We start from the raw sequence: 23,050 nt of genomic DNA, 5'->3' as shown, positions 1-23,050 counted from the left end.
AAGGAAGGTGAAGGAAATTGAAACTTAGATCCTGTGGTGAAATATGTGGCAATGCGCTTCAGCTTTTGGATGAAGTCAGTAAGAAACTAATTCATATTGGCCATCGTACAGAAGCGAATACAACAAAGTTTTTAAAGCCTTTTGGCTTATCCATAACACAATATGAAATCATGATTGTCTTAAAACAGGAAGGTAACAAGCTAACAGTAGGAGAAATAAAATCAAAAATGATAGACGACAGTCCCAATGTATCAAGGTCACTTAAACAACTGGTAGAAAATCAGATGGTTGTAAAACTCAGAGATAAGACGGATAAAAGACAGGTCTATATCAGGCTAACTGATAAAGGAAATAACTTGTTAGATAAGATACAAATGACCATAAATAAGACTCGTAAAATGGACACTTTAACAGAAGAAGAGTTAAACAGTTTGCAAAACATTTTAGAGAAATTAGGAGGATAAAATGGATAAGAAAATAATACTGCATCAGGTTAAGAGATCTGCCTATTCAGAAAAGATAAGATTAATGTTAGATATAGCTGGACTTGATTGGTTACGAGTGGATGCACCCACTCACACAAATAAACGAGAAGTTCAAAGGCTTTTAGTTGAAGGCTATAGTAGACGAATACCACTCTTACAAGTAGGAGCTGATATGTATTGTGATACCGATGTCATCACACACCAGTTAGCCCTTTTAAGTGGTAGAAAGTCATTTAGTAAGGAAAACCTAGGTGATGACCGCCAAATGGCAATTGAGATGGAAAGAGGAGCTTTTATAGCATTTTTATCATCCATACCAAAAAAGCAGCTTTTGAGTTCTTACTTTAAGGATTACTCAATTAAAGACTTCTCAGGATTTCTTATTGGCAGAGTACAGAGTTTTAAAGGCGTTGAAGTTGAAAGTCTGCCATTTGATCAAGCTGTAAAAGAGAAAGAAGGATACTTGCATAGATTTAATGACATTTTGAAGAATCAAACCTATCTATTGATGGATTTAGAACCAGCTGTAGTAGATTTTTCTCTTTATCACCATGTATGGTATCAAGAGCTTAACAATAATTTGCATACCATTGAAAAGTATCCTCATGTAATGAAGTGGTATAGACATATGAAGTCAATGAGAAAAAGTTTACCAACTCCTATAGATGGCATGGATGCACTCAAGACTGCTCGAGAAAACGAACCTGCTGAAATACCAGAGCATATGCTAAAGACTAGCAGAATTGGCAGCAAAGTCTCTTTACAACCCAATGATTTTGCAGGACAAGCTACATTACCTGTGTCTGGAGTTATTGTTGGAGAGGATGAACACAAAATTATTTTGAGACGTGAAACCAAAGAAACTGGTGTGATACATGTACACTTTCCTAAAAATGCTTTAGGCGCTTGTATGTAGTTGTTAACAAACTGAGAAAAATACAAAGGAAAGGATAAGTATATGAGCATAGAAATTCTTAAAGAAAATAAATTGAAAGATTTAAAGGGGATTTATCTCTTTGGATCGACGGGGTCAAATAATTATCTTAGATCGGCATTAATGCTGGAGGAGAAGAAACTCGACTGGAAACAAGTTCAGGTAAATCTGTTAAAGTATGAAAACTTTAAACCTGAATACCTTAAAATTAACCCTCAAGGAAGCATTCCAGCTATGATACATGATGGCCTAGCCATTTATGGTAGTGAAAATATTTTAAAGTACATTGAAAAAGCATTTCCAAATCCTACTTTAACACCTGAGGATGAAAGTGACATGTGGGAGTGGGTTCAGTCTGCAACAAGAACTCATATTGAAACAGCTATAGGCATACTGTATAAGAATAAATCAGGTAGGCCTATTAGAAAAGATATGATAGGGAAGTATAAAAAGCATAATCCTAATAAACTTAATTTTATTGAAAAACGTGGTTATCATATGACAAAGGCTCAAGAAAAGGAAGTTCTTGATATTAATCATGCAAAACTTAGAATGCTTGATGATCAATTAAAACAATCTTCTTATATCATGGGTGATGAAATAAGTGTAGCTGATTTTGCTTGGGCACCTGATATAGTATTCTTAAGTACACTTGGGTTTGATGTTTCTCCCTATAAGAATATTGAAAGATGGCTAAATGATATCAGTCAAAGAGATTCATGGAATAAGAGGACCAAATTACCGAAAGCCGGACTAAAAATTGGTGGTTACTATTTAAAAATGTTGTCAAAGAGCAGTAAGTACATGGATTAGAAGAGGAGTGCGTGATGAATAGAATATATAGGATTTATAGCAAGGAAAAAAAGGATTCTATTGCAGTAGGCTACTTGATAAGTGAAGATCAATCAACTTATGTGTTTAGAGTTCAAAACGAGCTAAAAACCTTTACTAAGGAATTTGATAAAGAGAATTATAGAATTGAGAGTATCTATGAACAAAATGGTGAGTCAAGATATCAAGTTAAAACCAAAGACAAGACTGGAAAATCAATAGTAATTGACTTATCAAAACCTTGTTATGGTGGTTGTGGCTAATGGTTTGAAATAGTAAAAGACATTGATTTGTATGATTTAATAGGTTGAAAGTACAATGATAAGAAGCAGCAAGAAATTGCTGTTTTTTATATTAGTATGAGTTTTATAGCAAGATGCAATAGGACATTCACACGATTATCTAGATATCAGAAAGATGATATAATAAAGAGAAGATTACAAACTAGTATTTAAAAATTATGTAACCAACAAATATAAAAGTTGTCTATTAAGGTGAAAGCTTTCAAATGTAATGAGAGGAGTAGACATTGGACGATTATGAAATAATAAAGCTCTATAGAAATAGAGACGAAGAGGCGATAAAAGAAACAGCAAAAAAGTATTCAAGCTATTGTTTTGCGATTGGTAAGAATATTTTAGATAACCATGAAGATGTTGAGGAATGCGTTAATGATACTTATCTAAAAGTATGGCAAGCTATACCACCTGCGGTACCCGATAACTTTAGGATCTTTGTAGGGATCATTACTAGAAGACTGTCTTTGAACATGTTCAAGAAAAATAAGGCTCAAAAGCGAAACTTTGGTCGTGTAAATATCTTGCTTGATGAGTTAAATGAAGTAATAGAAGATCCAAGTACAAATATGGAAATGCAAGCAGATGGGGAGGAGATTGTTAAGGCCATCAATGTCTTTTTAACTAAACAGCCTAAATTGCAGCGGATGGTTTTTGTAAGAAGATACTGGCATGTCTCTTCTATAAAAGAAATAGCAAACGAGTATGGGATTTCTGAAGCAAACACCAAACAAATACTTTTTAGAACAAGAAAAAAACTTAGAAAGCACTTAGAAAGTGAAGGTATAAAAATATGAAAAATGAAGATTTATTAGAGCGAATTGGTCAAATAGATTCAAAGTTTATTGAAGAAGCAGAAGCACCATCCAATATAAAAAGATTGAACATCTATAAAAAATACTTTAAACAAGTTGCTGCCATAGCTTCCATGTTTGTAATTGTCTTCTTTGGTATAAGCAACATAATGACCAATGACTTTGACGGCTTTATTATAGCGGCCTATGCTGCAGAGGATGAGAACCAATTCTTAAGTCCTTCTTATATAGAGCATGCAGTAGCGACTGAGTTAAAGCCTAGTGTGGAAGTACTATTACCAAAGTATAGCCCTATGATGAGTAGTGTACCAGGTTTTCCTTTGCATTTTGGTGCAGTCAGTGATGAGGTTGATATCAAAATTAGTGTAGATGGAGGTACTATATTAAATTGGGATAGTCTGATATCTGAACACAATGCTGATGAAGTTATCGATCAGAATAAGACTTGGTACTGGGCGCCTTATTCCTATGACATTGATGAAATCAGTGAACATTCAGTCATCACAGTATCAGCATTTGATTCAGGTAAGTTAATAGCGAAACAGGAACTATATATTGATTTAGTTGATGGATTTTATAGAGCTACGGTGAGTGAGATAATTGTTTATTAATAAGGATTGGACTCACAAAAAGAAGTTGATTTTCAACTTCTTTTTTTATATAACCTTATATCTGATTATAAGGAAAGTCTCTTGAAATCATTGGTGTAATAATTCTGTAACGCTTCTGTGCTTGTATCACTATAAGTCTTGTGTTATATTGTTTATAGTTTATTGGACGACACACAACGAGTTATGGGAGGTAGTAAAAATGATTATGCTAACTAATAAGACTGACAAAAGAATATTTAAGATATCCCTACATTTGGAGTATGTTTTCTAGTTATATAAGATTGAGAGACTATCCGTAGGTTGCTACGGTTTTTTTATGCTTAAATATAGAAAAAATATCCTTAAAAGGAATAATTAGATAAAATGATGAGGTGGGAAAATGAATAAAGTGCAAGTAAGATACATAGAATCAAATACAATCAGCAACTCTCGGGTAAATACTAGGCAAGATGATTTCTGGTGTCTACAAGTGAGTTTAGAAGGAAACAGCAGTAAAGGAATTGAATCGGATATTAGCATTTTTAGTGATGCTTGGATGAGAATGTAGGATTAGAAGCATCACTGGACCAGGCTATAAAAATTGATTCCTTTAGGAAGGGGGTCATTATGACAGCTAATCAAACAAGAATAAAAAATGTTGGAAATAGATTAATAGAGGTACAAGGAGACGTATTAAACATGTTGAAAATTAAGAGTAAAAAGGTTCCTGAGTATAGGAAAATAAATAAACAAGACCAAGCAGATTATGTTAAGTTCAACTTAGATATTTTAAGAATACTTTTGTAGATTTAAGGTAACACTATATAGTGAAGATTTCGTTAAGAAATCACAACGATCTATACTGTAAAATTGTTAGGAGCCATAACATAAGTGATTGCATATTCACTGTGTTATGGCTCCTTTCTCTATTATATGACAAACTCTCTTTTATCTTATCTATAAATGCAAATGTAGAAAAACCAAGGTTAACTGTTATGTTGATAATTTTATATCTAAGCTATATGAATGTGAATAGGAAGATAAGCAGTTTAATTTAATTCATTCTATATTTGATGATATTTGACTCATAATTATCTTGATTTAAACGACACTTTTTTAGTTATGTCAAGAATGCTACATTCCTGAAATACTGCATATTGAACTCCTCTAAAAAATATTTTAATATACAGATGTCAAATAAATTACGAATGTCGTATGAATGTTTGATATTAAATCGAGAGGAGTATAGAAATGAAAAGATTAAATGAAAAAGTTGTTGTAGTAACTGGAGGATCATCAGGTATTGGTTTGGCAACAGTGAAGAAGTGTTTAAACGAAGGTGCAAGAGTTGCAGTCTTTGACTTGGCTGATCCTACTGATGCAATTGCAGGCTTAGGTGAGAATGTAATTGGATTTAAAGGTAGCGTTACTAATAATGAAGATCTTGAAAAGTTTTATACATTAGTAAACGAGAAATTTGGCAATGTTGATGCTATTGTTGCAAATGCAGGTAATGGTAAATCAACAGACTTTGTAAATGAAGATGGCGCTTCTTTAGAGTTGATGTTAGATGTTCATGTTAAGGGCGCATTTTATACAATTCAAAAATCAATGCCTTACTTAAACAATGGCGCTTCAGTAGTTATCACTTCATCAAACTCAGGTTTACATGGATTTGAGAATCTTTCTGCTTATTCAGCTGCAAAGGCGGCAAGTGCTTCACTTGCAAGAACACTTTCAAGAGATTTAAAACATAGAAGTATCAGAGTAAACTCAGTTTCTCCTGGTTTTATTGATACACCAGGTCACCAAGTAATGGGTTTATCAAAGGAAATTGTTCAGCAAGCTGCAATAGGTGTTAATTTAGCTGATAGACCAGGTCGTCCAGAGGAAATTGCAAATGTTATTTCATTTTTAGTAACTGATGAATCATCTTTTATCATTGGAACTAACATACTTGCTGATGGTGGTCAAATCGTATTGTAAGCAAAAAAAGGAGCTTTAGATTTAGGCCTAAAGCTTCTCTTTATTTTTGATTAAGTAATCTGAGATTATTGTCAGCAATGGCTTGAATGTATGTCATATTACCATTACGAACCCACTCTCTTAAAAGAACGTAACAACCGCCAGCTGCATATTTAAGACTATTATCGAAATCTTCTTTACTTTGAGTAGATTTAAGATGAGAATGCAAATTGAATTCATCGTGTATCCTTAAAGTAATATCTAGCATGGCATCTAAAACAATGTCTTGATTGTCTATTTCAAATAGTAATTTTGTAAAATCTTTGTTGAGTGTAAAGGTATCGAGCATTGTAGCTTGTACAACTTCTATAGTAATTGGATGAACGTTTCTAACTTCATGACAAATATGATCGAAAAATCTATCATATTGGTTACTGATATAGCCAACCAATATTTCTTCTTTTGTTTCGTAGTGTAGATAAAAAGTTTGTCTTGAGACCAAGGCTCTTTCTGTGATTTCCTTAATCTTGATTTTACCAAAAGGTTTTTCACGACATAAGTCAATTAATGCTTCTTCTAAGGCTTTCTTAGTCTTATAAATTCTTAGATCTTCTTTTACAGGCTTTTTTTTCATTTAATACACTCCAAAATATGATTCATACTGATTACTGTAATATCAAATATAATTATACATTTGTAAATTAATTTACACAAGTTAAGGAGGCTTTATGAAAATACTAGTAGTTTATTTTTCTTATTCAGGCTGTACAGAAAAAGTTGCTCAAATGATTGCAAAAGAAGTAGGTGCAGATCTTGAGAAAATAACACCTGTCAGCCCTTATACAATAGATGAACTTCGTAATATAGAACATAAAATTTTAAATAAGGAACATCGTGAGATACAAGCGTTGAAATCTGATCTAAGGGATTATGATACGATAATCATTGGAACCCCTGTTTATTGGTACACTTTCGCACCACCAATCAGAACTTTCTTAATGCATAATGATTTAAGTGAAAAAAGGATAAGACTTTTTTCTACAAGTGCAGCTGGAGGTGGGAGGACATATAGAGATATGGTTGAAATGTTAGGAAATGTACCGCCATCTGATTACCAAGATTTCTATATGGGGACACCTTATGCTGATCAGGTTACACAAGCAACATTAAACAATATTCGTCAGAGAATTCATTTATGGTTTAAGAAATAGTAGACTTTCTATTAATTGAAACCGAGTTCTCATTTTATTGTCAGAATCATAAGGTGATTTCTAAATGAGTATATCAAGCTAATATGAATTCTATGTAAAAAAACACTGTAATGAACAGTGTTTTCTTTAAGTCTATAAAAGTAATGTTTCGACTATCTTAGTGGCTTTTAATCCGTGATCGAATGAAACTAAGTTGTTTTCTTCGCCGTCGATTGCCTTATAAAAAGCATCAATTAGGTTGTATGTTGCATCTGTTGCAACTGGTTCAACTTGAATTTTTTCCTGGTCCTTTGTAAGATAAACATCGCGCCAGTTAACCAGTTCGACACTTGCCTTTTCACCTCTGATGATAAGTCTTAAATCTTCTTTTTCATTGACACCGACAAGACCATTAAAAAGTACCTTAATGTCATCTATTTGTCCTACAGCGATAAGTTCGTTTTCACTTTTACTAGGGTCGTCATGTCTAACGTGGTAATTAAGCAATTGAATATCACCAAATGAATCATGAATAAGCTGGATAAAGTGAGTGAAGATTTCTCGAGTAAAGCCACCTTCTTGTCTTGTATCAATCCACTTGTTTTGCTGCCATGGTCTTGGCCATACTGGAAAGACTGCATTCAGTTCAATACGCTTAATCTGACCAAAGACATCGTCTTTTAAGCAGGTTTTGATGTAGTCATAACCAAAGTTATAATAAAGCGGGAAGTTCATGCCGTGTAATAAACCAGATTCATTGGCTCTTTTACACATATCTTCAGCTTCCTCAATTGTACCAGCCAGTGGCTTTTCACAGAATACATGTTTACCTGCATCTAAAACTTTTATTGCTAGTTCATGATGAAACTGAGGTGGTACAGCTATGTAAATCATGTCTATAGATTCATCATCAATAAGTTCTTCATATGCATTTACTGGTCTTAAGTCAAATTTCTCAGTGACTTGTCTCATAATGTCTGAATCGATATCATACACACCAACAATATTTGTACGTTCATGTTTTAAAAATGTGGGTATCAGTCTTTGTCCGATAACACCTAATCCTATAATACCTATATTAATCTTTTTCATAAATGCCTCCTAAATCTATTCTAACACATTACTAAAGATTTTCTTATGTTATAATTATTAGGTGAGGGGGATATTATGGACAGTTTAAAAATAGATTTACCAGGTTATATATCAATGAATATCGTTTATACAGCATTGGCAATAATCATTGTTTACATTTTAAGAAGTTTGATTTTGAGAATAATTCATAGAAATATGAAAGACTTAAAGCTTTATTATAAGACAAGAAGAACCATCAATTATATCTATTTTGGTGTTGTACTATTACTGTTGATTTCCATATGGTCTGAAACCAGCTCTATGAGTACTTATTTGGGTCTTGCCTCTGCAGGTATTGCCATAGCCTTAAGTGATTTGTTGGTAAACATTGCTGCCTTTGTTTTTATGATTTTTAAGAAGCCCTTTTCAGTTGGAGATAGAATTGAAATCAATGGTCATGCAGGGGATGTTATTGACCAAAGGCTCTTCCAGTTTACTGTTATGGAGATTGGCAATTGGGTTTCAAATGACCAGTCTACAGGTAGGATGATTCATATTCCTAATCGCTTGATCTTTAATCATCCACTCTTTAATTACAATGCAGGCTTTAAGTTTATTTGGCACGAAGTTCATGTGATGCTGACTTTTGAGTCTAATCATAATAAGGCCAAAGAGATGTTTTTAAATATAGCTGGTAAGTATACTGTTCAGAAGACGGATACGCTTGAAAAAGAGTTGAAAGAAGCTTCTAGAAAGTATTTAATTTACTATAACAACTTAACACCAATTGTTTATACAGATGTTAAAGACTCTGGTATTGTTTTGTCGATTAGATACTTATGTGAGCCACAAAAAAGACGGACAACCCATGAAAAGGTTTGGGAAGATATATTGGATATAACAAATAGAGAAGAAGATATAAACCTTGCTTATAACACTATGAGGTTTGTATCTGAACAAGTAAAATAGCATCTCGTGAGATCAGAAATTTTTTCTGATCTTTTTTTATATTCTATCGGGGACGGAACTTGACAAATGGAATTGTGCGTGATATTATGTATACAAAATTAGTCGATATTAGGGAGGGCTTATGTTCTTTAAAAAGAATTTAATGAAACTTGTACCACTTACAATTGTTATGGCATTATTCATTGGCTATTATGCCAATACCACATTCTTAAAAGGGGCAGTTACATATGTCTTGTTTCTAATGATTTATCCAATGATGATCAACTTAAATACCTTAGACGTTTTTAAAACTTTTCAAAATCCCAAAAAGATTTTAATGGCTACCGGTATCAACTTTATCGTGTCACCTCTTTTGGCAATCCTATTAGCAAAGGTATTTTTCGGATATTATCCATCTCTACAGTTAGGGATGATGGTAATTGGTTTATTACCTACAAGTGGTATGACGGCTTCTTGGACAGGCCTTTCAGGTGGAAACTTAAAACTAAGTTTGGCAGTGATGTCAACAAACTTACTTCTAAGCATGGTTATGTTGCCACTTTATTTGAGTATATTTAATAACAGTGGTCTAGTTATAGAAACAAGCGTAATTTTAATGAGTCTTTTAAAGGTTGTTGTATTACCTCTGATTTTAGGAGATATTACAAGAAGGTTGATCTTAAAGTTTAAAGGTCAAGAAGGCATTAAAAAGGCAAAACCTTATTTTGGAGAAATTTCTAGCTTCTTTGTTTTAGTTATAATCTTTATAGCAGTATCCTTAAAGTCTAAAATGATTTTAACTTCAGGCTCTCTAGTCATATATGCTATGGTACCAATGGCACTTTACTATATAGTTTTGATGACTATCAGTCACAGTCTTTCTTCTAAACTAGATAAGGCAGACCAGATTTCAATGGTCTTTTCAACATCCATGAGAAACTTAACCATAGCCCTTGGTATCGTCATGGGATTAGAAGGCGGTAGCATGGCAGTCTTCTTAATGGCACTGGCTTATATGATTCAATTGCCAATAGCCACATATTATCATCATATTTCTACAAAAAAGTTGGCAACGAGCTAACTTTTTTCTCGTTTCATCATAGGTTTTTAGTCAAAAAAAAGTTATAATAAACATATGAAAACACTGATTTTAGCTGAGAAACCTTCGGTAGCAAGAAATATTGGTGATGCACTGAAAAACATGACCAAACATGAGGGTTACATAGAAAACAATAACTACATCGTTACATGGGCTTTTGGTCACTTATTATCTCTTTATGATGTGAGTGATTATGACCCTACAAAGAAGAGCTGGCAGATGGCTTATTTCCCTTTTATACCACGTATTTTCGAGTACAAGGTTAAACCTAGTATAAAAGATAGAAGTAAGCCTGATTTTGGTGCAAAGAAACAGCTAAATATCATCAGGTCTTTGATAAATCGTTCAGATGTAAACAGAATCATATCAGCATGTGACTTTGACCGTGAAGGTCAGATCATTGGTGATATTATTTTTAAAGTCTTAAAGCCAAATCAACCTGTAGAAAGACTTCTCTTAAATGAATGGACAGCTGAAGCTGTAATAGAAGGCTTAATGCACACAAAGCCCAACACAGAAATGATACCTCTCAGAGATGCTGGCATCTCAAGACAGTGGGCTGACTGGGTCATTGGTATCAACATGACATCAGTGACAACCTTAAAGTTTGCCAAAGGTTCTAGGCAAATATTAAATGTCGGTCGTGTGATTATGCCTACATTAAAAATCATTTATGACAGGGATATGGCTATAAGAAACTTTAAGCCAGAAACCTATTACAAACTTTCTGGCCTCTTCTTAAAAGATTCATCTGCCTTTGAAGGCATCTACTTTGAAGACAAAACAGACCAGTTTGATAGAAAGTCTATATTAGAAGAGCTTATTAGGGATGTTCAGGTGCCGACTGTGGCTAAGGTTGTTGAGGTCACAAAGAAACTAAAAAAAGAATATCCACCTTATCTTTTTAACATGTCAAACTTACAGGGACATGTAACCAGTAAGTTTAGAGGATTTACATCGGCTAAGGTTTTAAAGGTTGCTCAGTCGCTTTATGAGAAGAAGTACATTACCTATCCAAGAACCGCTTCCATGCATCTAGATGAAAGTCTGATTGGTAAAACAAAGCAAGTGGTAGAAAAGCTTAAAACAGATCTTCCTTATGAAGATCAAGTTAACTTTAATGTCAGTAAACGTGTTTTTGACTCTAAGAAAGTTGAAAGCCACTCTGCCATCATTCCTACCCATGTGGTGCCGAAGAACCTTTCGGATGATGAATGGCTGGTATATAACGCTATAAAAAATAGGTTGTTGATGCAGTTTATGCCTATAGCCTCTTATAATGAAACCAAGGTAGTCCTGGCTTTAGACAATGGGATGAAGTTTAAGGCCTCTGGTCGTATTCAAGTTGAAAAGGGCTGGAAAACTGTAGAAAATATTAAATCTAAAGACAAAATATTACCAGAACTCTTTAAAGGTGATAAGGTAGATGTGAGAGAAATCAATATCACCCATCATGAAACCAAACCACCTAATCCACATACTGAAAAGACCCTCTTAAAGGTCATGGAAACATGTGGCAAGAAGTATAAGGAAGAGTCTGAAGAACACATTATGCAAGTCCTGAGTGGTTTTTCAATTGGGACAGCAGCAACTAGGGCAGATATCATTTCTAAACTAAAAAATATTGGCTATATCACTTATGATAAGAAATCACTTGTAACAACTGAACTCGGAAGAAATATGGTAGAGATATTTCCAGTAAAAGCGCTCTTTGATCTGGAGTACACTGGTAGACTTGAAAAACAACTTTTAGATATCTCAAAGGGTCAGCTTTCCAAGAATGTTTTTCTCAGATCTATATTCTCTTTTACAGACCAAGGTGTAACCATGATCAAAGACCATAAGGATATTGTCTTAAAGGAGAAAAAGGAAAAAGAGATCCTGGGTAAGTGTCCAAACTGTGGTGGCAACATCATAGAAACATCTAAGAGCTTTGGCTGCGACCAGTGGAAAACTGGCTGCAAGTACGTGATTTGGAAAAACGACAAGTTTTTTAAATCAATGAAGAAGAAACCAACCAAGACCATCGTTAAGAATCTTTTAAAGCATGATCGAGCTTTGGTCAAAGGGTTTATAGGTAAAAGTGGGCGTAAGTTTGATGCTTATGTCAAATATACAAAACAAACTGACAGTGAGTATTATCACTGGGAGATGGAGTTTAAATAGGGGGACACATGTATTTAATTAAAGAAGATTTTCTTAAACAACATCCTGATGCTGTTGTAATTGACTGCAGATATGATATGACCAATCCACCATATGGTGAAAAAGTTTATTTAGAAGGTCATGTAAAGGGTGCTTTTTATGTGGATTTAGATAAGGATATGACCAGTGAAGTCAAAGAACATGGGGGCAGACATCCTTTAAAAGACTTAGAAGTTTTTACAGAACTCATGGGTTCTTTTGGGATTACTTCTGATTCAACCATTGTTATTTATGACAATGGTGAACTGGCTATGGCTTCAAGACTTTGGTTTATGTTAAAGCTGATTGGCCTAAATTCATTTATTGTAGAGGGTGGTTATGATCATCTAAAGGACCACTTTGAAATGACAAATGAGGTGCCTGAAAAAGTGCCTTCAAGCTTAAAGATTCACTACAATCCAAACCTGATTTGTAATAAGGACGACGTAATCATGTCTATGACCAATCCTAAATCAGTTATTGTAGACTCTAGATCAAATGAAAGATATTTAGGTTTTGAAGAGCCTTTTGATAAGATTGCAGGTCATATACCAACAGCAGTGAATTATTTCTGGAAGGATAACTTTGATGGTTTAAATGCAAAAGACTGTGGCGATATAGAAGCTATGTTTTTAGAGATGGATAACTATGAAGAACGTATCATCCACTGTGGTTCAGGTATCACAGGTTGTGTTAACATGTTCTTTCTAAATGAAATAGGCATAGAATCTAAATTATATGCAGGTAGCTACAGTGACTGGGTAAGTTACGATGACCATGATGTCATCGTTAAAGACAACATAAAGAGGAAAGTGAAAGCATAATGAAAAAATTAAGTTTGCTACTTGCTTGTTTATTACTAACAAGTTGTGGCAGTGTAAATAATACAGCAGAAAATCCAGTAGTAGAAGTTGTTAGTGAAGCAGAAAATCTATCTGAGGAAATTGATCAAGTAACAGAAAACTCAGAGGAAAATGATCAAGTTGACCAGGAAGTGCTTGTAGAAGAAGTAGAAGAAGTTGTAGAGGAAGTTGTAGAAGAAATTGACTATGAAGCTCTTTACAGAGAATACAAGGTTAATGAAGCGGGTAAGGTATTGGTCATTATGTACCATAACCTAGCAGATAAGCCAGGGACTTATGCATCTACACCTGAGCTTTTTAGAAAAGACTTGGAAAGACTTTATGCAGAAGGTTATAGAACTGTTTCCATGACAGATTTTGTTAACAATACTATTGATATTCCTATGGGTACGACGCCTGTTGTTTTAACATTTGATGATGGATCAAAGTCTAACTTCTACTTTGATGAAAATGGTGAAATTGCTTCTGATTCAGCTGTAGGCATTTTAAATGACTTCTACGCTGAACATGAAGACTTCGGTAGAAATGCAATTTTTTATCTATTTGGAACCAATCCCTTTAGGGAAAAAGACTTGGTGGCAGAAAAGCTTAACTACCTTGTAGAAAATGGCTATGAAATAGGTACCCATACCTATGGTCATGATAATTTAAAAGAACTTTCTGGTGAAGGCATTGAAAAGACACTGGCTAGAAATGAAGCCTTTATTGAAAGTATGGTAGAAGGTTATGATATGATTCATTTATCTTTACCTTATGGTATTCGACCAGTAGAGGAACTCAGAAAACATATTTGGTCTGGCTCTTATGAGGAGACGACTTATGAAATCATTTCTGCTGTTAACGTAGGGTGGAATCCAGTGGTTTCTCCAGCTCATGTAGACTTTAATCCTAAGTCCATTAATAGGATTACATGTGGTGATGATGAAGCCGAACTTCACTTCTGGTTAGATCAATTGGCTGATCGTCCAGAAAGAAGATATTACAGTGATGGTGATCGTAATACAGTTGTTGTGCCAGCTTCTAAAGCAGAGGATGTTCATGAAGCTTATAAAGATCAACTGATTACATATAATGAAAGTGAGGAAGAGTAATGAAGTTTAACGATTACAAATATGTCAGACCTGATATGGCTGAGGTTGAAAAGTCATTTGAGACATTAATTGAAGCTTTTAAGACAGCTGAGACATTTGAAGCTCAAGATAAGGTCATGACAGATATCAACAAGTTAAGAAACAACTTAGAGACGATGATGGTGTTAGTAAGTGTTCGCCACTCAATAGATACAAGAGATGAATTCTATGAAAAAGAAAATGATTTTATGGATGAAAATTCTCCGATTTACCAAGGGATGGTTTCTAAGTATTATGAAGCGCTTGTTGCATCTCAGTTTAGAAATGAACTTGAAGCTAAGTGGGGCAAACATATCTTTGTTATTGCTGAACTCACTTTAAAGACCTTTAAGCCTGAAGTGATTGAGTTGATGCAAAAAGAAAATAAATTGGCAAGTGAGTACATGAAACTTCGTGCGAGTGCTAAGATTATGTTTGACGGTGAAGAAAGAAACCTTTCTCAAATGACACCATTTACACAATCTAAAGACAGATCTGAAAGACTAGCTGCTCAAAAGGCAGTAACTGCCTTCTTTGAGGAAAATGAAGCTGATTTTGATAGAATCTACGATGAGCAAGTAAAGGTTCGTGATGAAATAGCAAGAACTTTAGGTTATAAAAACTTTGTAGAACTTGGATATGCTAGATTAACCCGTTCTGATTACAATGCTGAAATGGCAGCTAACTATAGAAAGCAAGTTTACGAAAACTTAGTACCAGTGGCAACAGACTTAAGAAATCGTCAAGCTAAAAGACTGGGTGTAGATAAGCTTAAGTATTATGATGAGTCATTAGACTTCTTAACAGGTAATGCAACACCAAAAGGTGAACCAGATTGGATCATCGATAATGGTAAGACTATGTACAAGGAATTATCAAAAGAAACAGATGAGTTCTTTAACTATATGGTAGACCATGACTTACTAGATTTAGTAGCTAAAAAAGGCAAAGCTGGTGGTGGCTACTGTACATTTATTTCTGACTACAAGTCGCCATTTATTTTCTCAAACTTTAATGGTACTTCAGGTGATGTAGATGTCTTAACACATGAAGCTGGACATGCATTCCAAGTATATTCAAGTAGAAACTATGAGTTACCTGAGTATGTATGGCCAACATTAGAAGCTTGTGAAATTCACTCTATGTCTATGGAGTTCTTTGCATGGCCTTGGATGGAAAACTTCTTTAAAGAAGATGTGGACAAGTACAAGTTTGCTCATTTAAGTGGTGCTTTACTCTTTATTCCATATGGTGTAACCGTAGATGAGTTCCAACACTTTGTTTATGAGAATCCAAATGTCACACCAGGTGAAAGAAAAGCGAAATGGCGTGAGATTGAGAAAAAATACTTACCTCATAGAGATTATGAGGACAATGCTTTTATGGAAAGAGGGGGCTTCTGGTTCAAGCAGGGACACATCTTCTCTAACCCATTCTACTACATTGACTACACACTTGCTCAAGTATGCGCATTTGAGTTTTGGAACAAGTCAAATGAAGATAGAGAAAAAGCATGGTCAGACTACTTAAGACTTTGTCAAGCAGGTGGTTCTAAGTCATTCTTAGACTTAGTTGAACTTGCCAATCTTCATAATCCATTTGAAGATGGTACAATCAAGAAAATTGTAGGACCAATCAATGATTGGTTAAACAAGGTAGACGATACAAATATGTAATCAAAGAGGATGTAGGCCCAGCCTACATCCTTTTAAGTTACAGATGAAAGTGATTCATAAAATACAGCAGGTAATACATCAATATGGTTACCAGATAGACAAAAAGCGAGATGCATAAAAGAATCAAGGTATTGAGAACAATATCAATAAGTCCTGTGTAAAAGCGTAACCATATAAGAGACCTCATATAATTTGCGTAGGCCTTGACTTCATTCTTTAAAGAAGCCCTCATTTTGATGCCGATGAGTTCATCTTTCTTTTCTGTATAATACACATTCATAAAACTTTTAAAAATTATATACTTAAATGTCTTCGTCATAACAACCCCTTACTATCTTTTTTTCTAGTATAGAACTTAGGGCTTTTAAGGTAAATATAAAAGTCTGAATATTAAGAAAACTTAAATTCTAAAAAAACTGGCTGGGCCAGTTTTATGCTGCAACTTCTACAGGTGATATTTGATTGATTTCCTTATGAACTCTTATAGCCAGAACAGCCGTCAAGAGGATGGTACATAAGTCAGCAAATGGCTGAGCAAATAAAACACCATCTAGTTGGAATACTTGAGGCAGTATCAAAATAGCTGGGATAAAGAAGATGCCTTGTCTTGATAGAGACAGTGTTGCTGCTTCTTTACCTTTTCCTAGAGCTTGAAACAAGGTCCCATAAACCGTTTGGAAACCAAACAATGGGAAGAATAATACCATCGCTCTCATGGCTCTTATTGAAATCTCAACAACCTTAGGATCACTAGAGAAAATACTGATGATCTGTGGCGTAAAGGTAAAGTAGACAAGTGTTGAAACCGTACAGAAAATAGATGTTACAATAAGTGAAAATCTGATGGCTTCTTTAAGTCTGTCGGTATAACCTGCACCGTAGTTGTAGCCTGCTACTGGCTGGAAACCTTGTGCATATCCAAATATGACCATGGCCACTAGAGAGAAGACCTTAGTAACGATACCCAGTGAAGCAATGGCTTCTGCACCATATGGGCTTGCTGCTGTGTTTAGAAGTCCCATTGAAAAACTCATTAAAAATTGTCTGATAAATGTTGGAATACCAATCTTAAAAAGCTCAGAGTATGTTTCTGTAGAAGGTTTAAACTTCTTTAATGACAGGTGAATAACGGTCTTTTTTCTAAGAAAGAATGATATTAAAACGACCGTTGAAATGGCTTGTGAGATGACCGTTGCGATGGCTGCACCCGATACACCAAAATCAAAGACGAAGATGAAAATTGGATCCAGTATGATATTCAGCACAGCCCCTAAAGATAGACCAATCATAGAATACTTAGCTGAACCTTCTGCTCTTAAAAGATTGTTAAAGGTCATATTTAAAATTGTAAAGGCTGAACCGAACACAAGAACTCGACCATATGATAATGCCGATGGCATGATATCTGGTGTCGCACCAAACATTTTAAGTACCGGCTGTAAAAAGACTATTAAGAAAATGGTAACAAGTATAGAAGTACCAGCACTAGTTAATACAGTTGTTGTGGCAACTTCTTCAGCCTTCTCTTTGTTGTCTTTACCTAGAAGTCTTGATACAAATGAGGCACCGCCTATACCAAACATAAGGCCTATTGCTGATAAGAGCATGAACATTGGATAAACAACAGATACTGCACTGATGGCAATGGTACCTAACATAGAAACGAATAGGGTGTCTACTAGGTTGTAAATGGCTGATACCATCATACCAATGATGGCTGGTAATGCCAGTTTCATTAATACTTTGGGTATTTTTTCTTGACCCATTAATTTTGCACGTTCTTGATTATTCATGTCTACTCCTTTATTAGATGATAAAAATACTCAATGTTTTTTTCTTTTTCATTTGGATAAAGCTTTATTACGTTGGCAATCAAAAGTACCGATGAATAAGCTTTTCTCTCAGGAAAACTGATGTCTTTTTTCTTGAAATACTCACTTAAATCTAAGATGAGTTGATGAAAAAGTTCTTTTAGGGGTGAATCAATATTTGTATCATTGATTTCAAACTGTATCACATAGCCACCCAAACCTTTTCGATTTACAATGTCATCATAGAGGATACTGATGATTGTTATTAAGTCTGAATCTAGATGATCTCTTATTTTTTTAGCTGTCTTTTGCCAGCTTTCCAAAAGGATCTCTTCAAACAAGTCTTCTTTATTGGAAAAATAGTTGTAAAGGGTACCAACCCCTATGCCTACTTTTCCTGCTAATTTTCTCATGGTTACAGCTTCGTAACCGATATTTTCAAACTCCTCTAGAGCAGTTTTCTTTATTTGTGGTCTTAAATCTTTAATGATCTTAGGCATATATTCTCCTTTATGAACGGTGTTCATTTACTTGTTTCATTATAATGAACACTGTTCATAAAGTCAATAAAAAAAAAGAACTTTATAAAGTTCTAATATTTAGAGGGAACAGGTGTCGAATAGATGATGACTGCAATAATAATAAGGATTGTACCAATAACTGCTTGTAGGGAGATGGTTTTTCCAAGTAGGAAGTAATCTATGGTTAAAGCACATATGGTTTGTCCTACCAGTATAAGAAGGGTTGAAATCAAAACCTTGGTTTTAGGTAAAGTGTAATTAGAAAGTGCAACAAAGGTTGCGCCTAGTACACCACCAATAAGTGGGAAAAAACCGACCCTGGTCAAGTCAACAATTTGAAAAGTAGATCCTCCTGCAAATAAGATGACAAAGAGTCCAGCACCAATGGTACCAGTTAAATGATTGGTGACATTGGATTTGTAGATGCCAACTTCATGACTCAGCATCATGTTGATGGTTTTTACTAATATAAATAACATGCCTGTAAAGACAGATAAAATTAAAATCATGTAAGCCTCCTAAAGGGTTAGTAGAGTAACGCCAATTAACATCAAAACAATAGATAAAATCTTTTGTTTGTTCATTTGTACTTTTTCAAATCCAAACCATCCTTTTAAATCGATGATAAATGAAAAGACAAACTGACCTGCGACTAGGGCTGTGGATACTAAAAAGACACCTATTTGTTGTACAGAATAAGAAATTGAGACAACAGCCACTGAGCCTATCAAACCACCTAAAACTAAGTGAGGCTTTTCTTTTATTACCTTTAAAAGAGACTTCTTCTTATCTTTTTCAAGTATCAGATAATAGATGACTGAAGTTGTTAAACCAATTAAATGAACCACAAGTACAGATTCAAAAAGACCGATCTTATCAGCCAGGATGCTGTTAACCGAGTTGATGGTGGCTGTAATAAAGCCCATAACAAATATAATGATGTAGAGTAAGCTTTTATTCATAAAATCCTCCTGTCATCGATTCGAGTTTCTCATAGTCGAGTATGATGAACTGTTTGTTTTCTTTCTTAATAATGCCTTCTGATTCAAAGTTTTCTATGACCCTATTTAAATGCCTATAACTTGTCCCTAAATATGTGGCCAAATCAGTTAACTTGTCAAAGTTAATTTCGTCCACTCGATTATTAGAGTCTGTCCTTGTAATAGATATCAAGTAAGAAGCAAATCGATTCTTAAAAGGATAAGAGTTGTTTATAGAAGCAGTCATGGATACGGTTTCTAGTTTATGGCCAAGTCTCTTAATGATGTACTTATGAAAGAGTATATCATTCTTTGTCTTTTCTAGTAGTATAGACATAGGTATTCTTATAAGTGTTGCACTATAAAGGGCCTGTACATTGGTATCAGCAGTTTTGTCTTCTCTATAGAGTTCCATAGAACCTAGTTCTGATAAGGGTCTTGTAAACCTTAATAGAACAGACTTGCCATTTTCAAGTTCCTTAAATATCTTTGCCTTACCATCGACTATAAAATCAAAGTACTTGATTTCCTTACCAACAACGATAATATCTTCACCCTTATCAAACTCGACAATCTCCATATAGGGCTTCATATTTGATTCAAAGATTTCATACATCTTGTATTTATTTATATAGTAATCCAGTAATTTTTCATCAGTAATATTTCTCATCATTTCACCTCATGTGTAGTATAATATGAAACTCATATAAAAAGTAGGACATATGTCCCAAAATAATAATTTGACAACAAAGATTTTATGATTTATAATAATTGTATAAAATTCAATTGCGCACAACTTAAATTAGGAGGTAATATGTTTTACGATTATGAAGCAAGAGATATGGACGATGAAGTAAAGTCAATGAGAGACTATGAAGGCAAGGTTGTCCTTGTAGTAAATACAGCAAGTAAATGAGGTTTCACACCTCAATTAAAAGGGCTGGAAGCTCTTAATAACAAGTATTATGACAAAGGTTTAGAAGTGATTGGTTTTCCTTGTAACCAGTTTAAAGAACAAGATCCAGGCACTAATGAAGAAATTAAGACATTCTGTGAGATTAACTATGGTGTGACTTTTGAGATTTTCCAAAAGATTGATGTAAAAGGTGACAACCAACATCCACTCTATAAGTTTTTAACCAATGAGAAAAAAGGTCTTTTAGGCAACGATATTAAATGGAACTTTACTAAGTTTTTAATAGACAGACAAGGTAATGTTGTCAAAAGATTCCCATCAACTGTACCACCGGAGAAGTTGGTTAAACATATTGAGGCTCTACTATGATAGACTATTTAAAATTGGACAACCAACTGTGTTTTGCACTTTATACGGCCAATCGTAAAATGACGAGTCAGTATAAGCCACTTTTGGATCCATTGAAACTTACCTATCCTCAATATCTGGTTATGCTAGTTTTATTAGAGGAAGATGGTATAACAGTTAAGTCACTTGGAGAAAAGTTATACTTAGATTCAGGTACATTAACACCACTTCTAAAAAGAATGGAAAAGACCGGCTATGTGGTCAGAAAACGTTCTGATGAAGATGAAAGAAAAGTTCTCATTCACCTTTCTGAAGAGGGAAAAGCTTTAGAATCATCATTAGAACAAGTACCGCTTAATCTTTGTATCGATGTAGATATTGAGAAACTTGTTGGTCTAAGAGAATCTTTAAATGAATTAATAGAGACATTGTCATGTCAGGCGTCTAAGTAGACGCCTTTGTTAATTCCATGTAAATTTAAAGAAAGTTCTTGACGGATATGAAATGGCATGATAGTATATGAGTGAAATTGCATATAGTCATATAAGGAGTTTGTATGTTAAATCAATTAAAAGCGCTAGCAGATGAAAACAGAATGAGAATATTCCACTTACTTTTAGCAGAGGAGTTATGTGTATGTGAAATTGAAACCATGCTTGAGGTTACTCAATCAAATGCTTCAAGACACTTAACCAAGTTAAGACAAGCGGGACTTATTACATCTTCTAAAGATGCACAGTGGGTACATTATAAAGTTTCAGATGAGTTTAGAGTAAAGGGTGAAAACCTTATTTCTTATCTAAACAACACTTTAACTTCAGATGAACCTTATGTGTCTGATTTAAAAAGACTAAGAAAATATCAGGAATTGGGGCTAACATGTACTGATATTAGAAAAGACAGTGTGGGTGTTATTACACTTATCCAGGAGGACTAATGAGAGAAAAAGTATCACAAGATATGAGTTTATTTGAAAGATATTTAACGCTATGGGTAGCAATATGTATCGTTGTTGGTATCGGTATTGGTAAATTCCTACCGATTATTCCAGAGACACTCAGTAAATTTGAATACGCACAGGTATCTTTACCAGTTGCTTTATTAATCTGGTTGATGATTTACCCAATGATGTTAAAGGTTGATTTTAAGTCTATTGTCAATGCGACAAAAAGACCTAAAGGTTTGTTTTTAACATGTGGTATGAACTGGTTGATTAAGCCTTTTACAATGTACTTTATTGCCGTATTCTTCTTTAAGGTAGTATTTAAGTTATGGATCCCTATTGATCTTGCTAATCAATATATCGCAGGTGCCGTTTTATTAGGTGCTGCACCATGTACAGCTATGGTATTTGTATGGAGTCACTTAACAAAAGGTAATGCAGCTTATACCTTAGTACAGGTTGCTGTAAATGACTTGATCTTATTGGTGGCATTTACACCAATCGTTGCCTTCTTATTAGGTATAACAGATGTATTTGTACCTTATAATACTTTATTCTTATCAGTTATCTTATTCGTGGTAATACCATTATTAGCTGGGTATATATCAAGAAATCATATTGTTAAGACAAAAGGTGAGAAATATTTTAACGAAGTATTTATTAAGAAGTTTGACGGTGTGACAATTGTAGGTTTATTATTAACACTTATAATCATCTTCTCATTCCAAGGAGAGATTATATTAAATAACCCAACACACATTTTATTGATTGCCATTCCACTGACTTTACAAACATTCTTAATCTTCATCTTAACTTATGGTGGTGCTAAGGCACTTAAATTAGAACATGCTATTGCAGCACCTGCTGCAATGATCGGTGCAAGTAACTTCTTTGAACTTGCAGTAGCAGTAGCTATTTCGCTATTCGGTCTACAATCAGGTGCAACACTTGCAACAGTAGTAGGTGTACTTGTTGAAGTACCGGTTATGTTATTACTTGTCAATATCGCCAATAAAACTAGAGGCTGGTTTAAGGAGGTCGCATGATTAAAATAGCATTTGTATGTGTACACAACTCTTGTCGTTCACAAATGGCTGAAGGCTATGCAAAGTCTATAGGCAAGGATGTGTTTGAAGCATATTCAGCAGGCACGGAGGAATATGGTCAAGTTAAGCCATTAGCAGTTGAGGTTATGGAAGAAGACGGCGTAGATATGTCTAGTCACCATCCAAAGCTTTTAACAGATATTCCTGAGGAGTTAGATATTGTTATTACCATGGGGTGTAATGTTGTTTGCCCATTTGTTCCTAACAGATATCAAGAAGATTGGGGTCTAGATGATCCATCTGGTGGTCCAATTGAAGACTTCAGACAAACAAGAGATATCATCAAAGAAAAGATGCTTGACTTAATTAAGCGTCTTGAAAATAATGAAATCACATTAGCAGGCGAGTAGCCTGCTTTTTTTCACTTTA

The 23,050-nt window shown here is 34.4% G+C and carries 28 protein-coding genes; 21 read left to right on the top strand and 7 right to left on the bottom strand.

All coding sequences use genetic code 11. The features are described from left to right. The first annotated feature begins 17 nt into the window (after window positions 1-17). The 9 genes from EZV73_RS08790 (at window position 18) to EZV73_RS08750 (ending at window position 5,937) form a co-directional block, all read left to right on the top strand. Window positions 18-464, top strand: coding sequence for a MarR family winged helix-turn-helix transcriptional regulator (locus EZV73_RS08790; protein ID WP_240839911.1), 447 nt, complete (start codon window positions 18-20; stop codon window positions 462-464). A gap of 1 nt (window position 465) precedes the next feature. Then, window positions 466-1,401 (top strand): glutathione S-transferase N-terminal domain-containing protein, encoded by a 936-nt coding sequence (locus EZV73_RS08785; RefSeq protein WP_240839909.1) that lies wholly within the window; start codon window positions 466-468, stop codon window positions 1,399-1,401. 42 nt (window positions 1,402-1,443) lie between these two features. Next, entirely contained in the window at window positions 1,444-2,232 is a 789-nt protein-coding gene (locus tag EZV73_RS08780) for a glutathione S-transferase family protein (RefSeq protein WP_240839908.1), read from the top strand. Between the two features lie 14 nt (window positions 2,233-2,246). Further along, complete coding sequence (locus tag EZV73_RS08775; protein ID WP_240839907.1) at window positions 2,247-2,513, top strand: hypothetical protein; 267 nt, start codon at window positions 2,247-2,249, stop codon at window positions 2,511-2,513. A gap of 266 nt (window positions 2,514-2,779) precedes the next feature. Beyond that, window positions 2,780-3,343 (top strand): RNA polymerase sigma factor, encoded by a 564-nt coding sequence (locus tag EZV73_RS08770; protein WP_240839906.1) that lies wholly within the window; start codon window positions 2,780-2,782, stop codon window positions 3,341-3,343. Next, complete coding sequence (locus EZV73_RS08765) at window positions 3,340-3,972, top strand: hypothetical protein (RefSeq protein ID WP_240839905.1); 633 nt, start codon at window positions 3,340-3,342, stop codon at window positions 3,970-3,972. The genes EZV73_RS08770 and EZV73_RS08765 overlap by 4 nt, the downstream gene beginning before the upstream one ends. A gap of 379 nt (window positions 3,973-4,351) precedes the next feature. Continuing rightward, window positions 4,352-4,519: a hypothetical protein gene (locus tag EZV73_RS08760; RefSeq protein WP_240839903.1), complete on the top strand. Its 168-nt coding sequence runs from the start codon at window positions 4,352-4,354 to the stop codon at window positions 4,517-4,519. A gap of 59 nt (window positions 4,520-4,578) precedes the next feature. Then, entirely contained in the window at window positions 4,579-4,758 is a 180-nt protein-coding gene (locus EZV73_RS08755; protein ID WP_240839901.1) for a hypothetical protein, read from the top strand. 444 nt (window positions 4,759-5,202) lie between these two features. After that, window positions 5,203-5,937, top strand: coding sequence for an SDR family NAD(P)-dependent oxidoreductase (locus EZV73_RS08750; protein ID WP_240839900.1), 735 nt, complete (start codon window positions 5,203-5,205; stop codon window positions 5,935-5,937). A gap of 40 nt (window positions 5,938-5,977) precedes the next feature. Here the strand turns inward: EZV73_RS08750 and EZV73_RS08745 are convergent, their stop codons facing one another. Further along, a complete protein-coding gene (locus tag EZV73_RS08745) occupies window positions 5,978-6,550 on the bottom strand; it encodes a TetR/AcrR family transcriptional regulator (protein ID WP_240839898.1) in 573 nt (190 codons plus the stop codon). 94 nt (window positions 6,551-6,644) lie between these two features. Here EZV73_RS08745 and EZV73_RS08740 point away from each other — a divergent pair, with 94 nt between their 5' ends. Further along, window positions 6,645-7,127, top strand: a complete 483-nt coding sequence (locus EZV73_RS08740) for a flavodoxin (protein ID WP_240839897.1) — start codon at window positions 6,645-6,647, stop codon at window positions 7,125-7,127. A gap of 132 nt (window positions 7,128-7,259) precedes the next feature. Here EZV73_RS08740 and EZV73_RS08735 read toward each other — a convergent pair whose 3' ends face one another. Next, on the bottom strand, window positions 7,260-8,198 hold the full coding sequence (locus EZV73_RS08735; RefSeq protein WP_240839896.1) for a Gfo/Idh/MocA family protein: 939 nt from the start codon (window positions 8,196-8,198) through the stop codon (window positions 7,260-7,262). A gap of 75 nt (window positions 8,199-8,273) precedes the next feature. Here EZV73_RS08735 and EZV73_RS08730 point away from each other — a divergent pair, with 75 nt between their 5' ends. From EZV73_RS08730 to EZV73_RS08705, 6 genes are all read left to right on the top strand, one after another. Then, on the top strand, window positions 8,274-9,146 hold the full coding sequence (locus EZV73_RS08730; protein WP_240839894.1) for a mechanosensitive ion channel family protein: 873 nt from the start codon (window positions 8,274-8,276) through the stop codon (window positions 9,144-9,146). Between the two features lie 121 nt (window positions 9,147-9,267). After that, on the top strand, window positions 9,268-10,206 hold the full coding sequence (locus EZV73_RS08725; protein ID WP_240839893.1) for an arsenic resistance protein: 939 nt from the start codon (window positions 9,268-9,270) through the stop codon (window positions 10,204-10,206). A 54-nt stretch (window positions 10,207-10,260) separates the two neighbouring features. Beyond that, window positions 10,261-12,390: a type IA DNA topoisomerase gene (locus tag EZV73_RS08720; RefSeq protein ID WP_240839891.1), complete on the top strand. Its 2,130-nt coding sequence runs from the start codon at window positions 10,261-10,263 to the stop codon at window positions 12,388-12,390. A gap of 8 nt (window positions 12,391-12,398) precedes the next feature. Then, window positions 12,399-13,232, top strand: a complete 834-nt coding sequence (locus EZV73_RS08715) for a sulfurtransferase (protein WP_240839889.1) — start codon at window positions 12,399-12,401, stop codon at window positions 13,230-13,232. Continuing rightward, window positions 13,232-14,362 (top strand): polysaccharide deacetylase family protein, encoded by a 1,131-nt coding sequence (locus EZV73_RS08710; protein ID WP_240839887.1) that lies wholly within the window; start codon window positions 13,232-13,234, stop codon window positions 14,360-14,362. The genes EZV73_RS08715 and EZV73_RS08710 overlap by 1 nt, the downstream gene beginning before the upstream one ends. Beyond that, complete coding sequence (locus EZV73_RS08705) at window positions 14,362-16,056, top strand: M3 family oligoendopeptidase (RefSeq protein WP_240839885.1); 1,695 nt, start codon at window positions 14,362-14,364, stop codon at window positions 16,054-16,056. The genes EZV73_RS08710 and EZV73_RS08705 overlap by 1 nt, the downstream gene beginning before the upstream one ends. Window positions 16,057-16,487: 431 nt before the next feature. On the opposite strand, the gene EZV73_RS08700 is transcribed toward EZV73_RS08705, so the two are convergent. From EZV73_RS08700 to EZV73_RS08680, 5 genes are all read right to left on the bottom strand, one after another. Then, window positions 16,488-17,849, bottom strand: coding sequence for an MATE family efflux transporter (locus EZV73_RS08700; RefSeq protein WP_240839884.1), 1,362 nt, complete (start codon window positions 17,847-17,849; stop codon window positions 16,488-16,490). A 2-nt stretch (window positions 17,850-17,851) separates the two neighbouring features. After that, on the bottom strand, window positions 17,852-18,367 hold the full coding sequence (locus EZV73_RS08695; protein ID WP_240839882.1) for a TetR/AcrR family transcriptional regulator: 516 nt from the start codon (window positions 18,365-18,367) through the stop codon (window positions 17,852-17,854). Between the two features lie 92 nt (window positions 18,368-18,459). Then, window positions 18,460-18,897 (bottom strand): DMT family transporter, encoded by a 438-nt coding sequence (locus EZV73_RS08690; RefSeq protein WP_240839881.1) that lies wholly within the window; start codon window positions 18,895-18,897, stop codon window positions 18,460-18,462. 9 nt (window positions 18,898-18,906) lie between these two features. Beyond that, window positions 18,907-19,350, bottom strand: coding sequence for a DMT family transporter (locus EZV73_RS08685; protein WP_240839880.1), 444 nt, complete (start codon window positions 19,348-19,350; stop codon window positions 18,907-18,909). Continuing rightward, entirely contained in the window at window positions 19,343-20,041 is a 699-nt protein-coding gene (locus tag EZV73_RS08680; protein WP_240839879.1) for a helix-turn-helix domain-containing protein, read from the bottom strand. Before EZV73_RS08680 ends, EZV73_RS08685 begins: the two co-directional genes overlap by 8 nt. Before the next feature lie 141 nt (window positions 20,042-20,182). On the opposite strand from EZV73_RS08680, the gene EZV73_RS08675 reads away from it, so the two are divergent. The 5 genes from EZV73_RS08675 (at window position 20,183) to EZV73_RS08655 (ending at window position 23,031) form a co-directional block, all read left to right on the top strand. Then, window positions 20,183-20,653, top strand: coding sequence for a glutathione peroxidase (locus EZV73_RS08675; protein ID WP_240839878.1), 471 nt, complete (start codon window positions 20,183-20,185; stop codon window positions 20,651-20,653). After that, window positions 20,650-21,084 carry a MarR family winged helix-turn-helix transcriptional regulator gene (locus EZV73_RS08670; protein ID WP_240839876.1) on the top strand — a complete coding sequence of 145 codons (435 nt, stop codon included), beginning with the start codon at window positions 20,650-20,652 and terminating at the stop codon, window positions 21,082-21,084. The genes EZV73_RS08675 and EZV73_RS08670 overlap by 4 nt, the downstream gene beginning before the upstream one ends. A gap of 104 nt (window positions 21,085-21,188) precedes the next feature. Next, a complete protein-coding gene (locus tag EZV73_RS08665; RefSeq protein ID WP_240839875.1) occupies window positions 21,189-21,569 on the top strand; it encodes a metalloregulator ArsR/SmtB family transcription factor in 381 nt (126 codons plus the stop codon). Then, window positions 21,569-22,621 (top strand): ACR3 family arsenite efflux transporter, encoded by a 1,053-nt coding sequence (gene arsB / locus EZV73_RS08660; protein ID WP_240839873.1) that lies wholly within the window; start codon window positions 21,569-21,571, stop codon window positions 22,619-22,621. Before EZV73_RS08665 ends, arsB begins: the two co-directional genes overlap by 1 nt. Further along, window positions 22,618-23,031, top strand: coding sequence for an arsenate reductase ArsC (locus tag EZV73_RS08655; protein WP_240839872.1), 414 nt, complete (start codon window positions 22,618-22,620; stop codon window positions 23,029-23,031). The genes arsB and EZV73_RS08655 overlap by 4 nt, the downstream gene beginning before the upstream one ends. Window positions 23,032-23,050: the final 19 nt, after the last annotated feature.

This window comes from Acidaminobacter sp. JC074 (assembly GCF_022496765.1).
In the GTDB taxonomy this organism is placed as follows: Bacteria; Bacillota; Clostridia; order Peptostreptococcales; family Acidaminobacteraceae; genus JABXKX01.
This window is presented reverse-complemented; position numbering and strand designations above follow the sequence as displayed.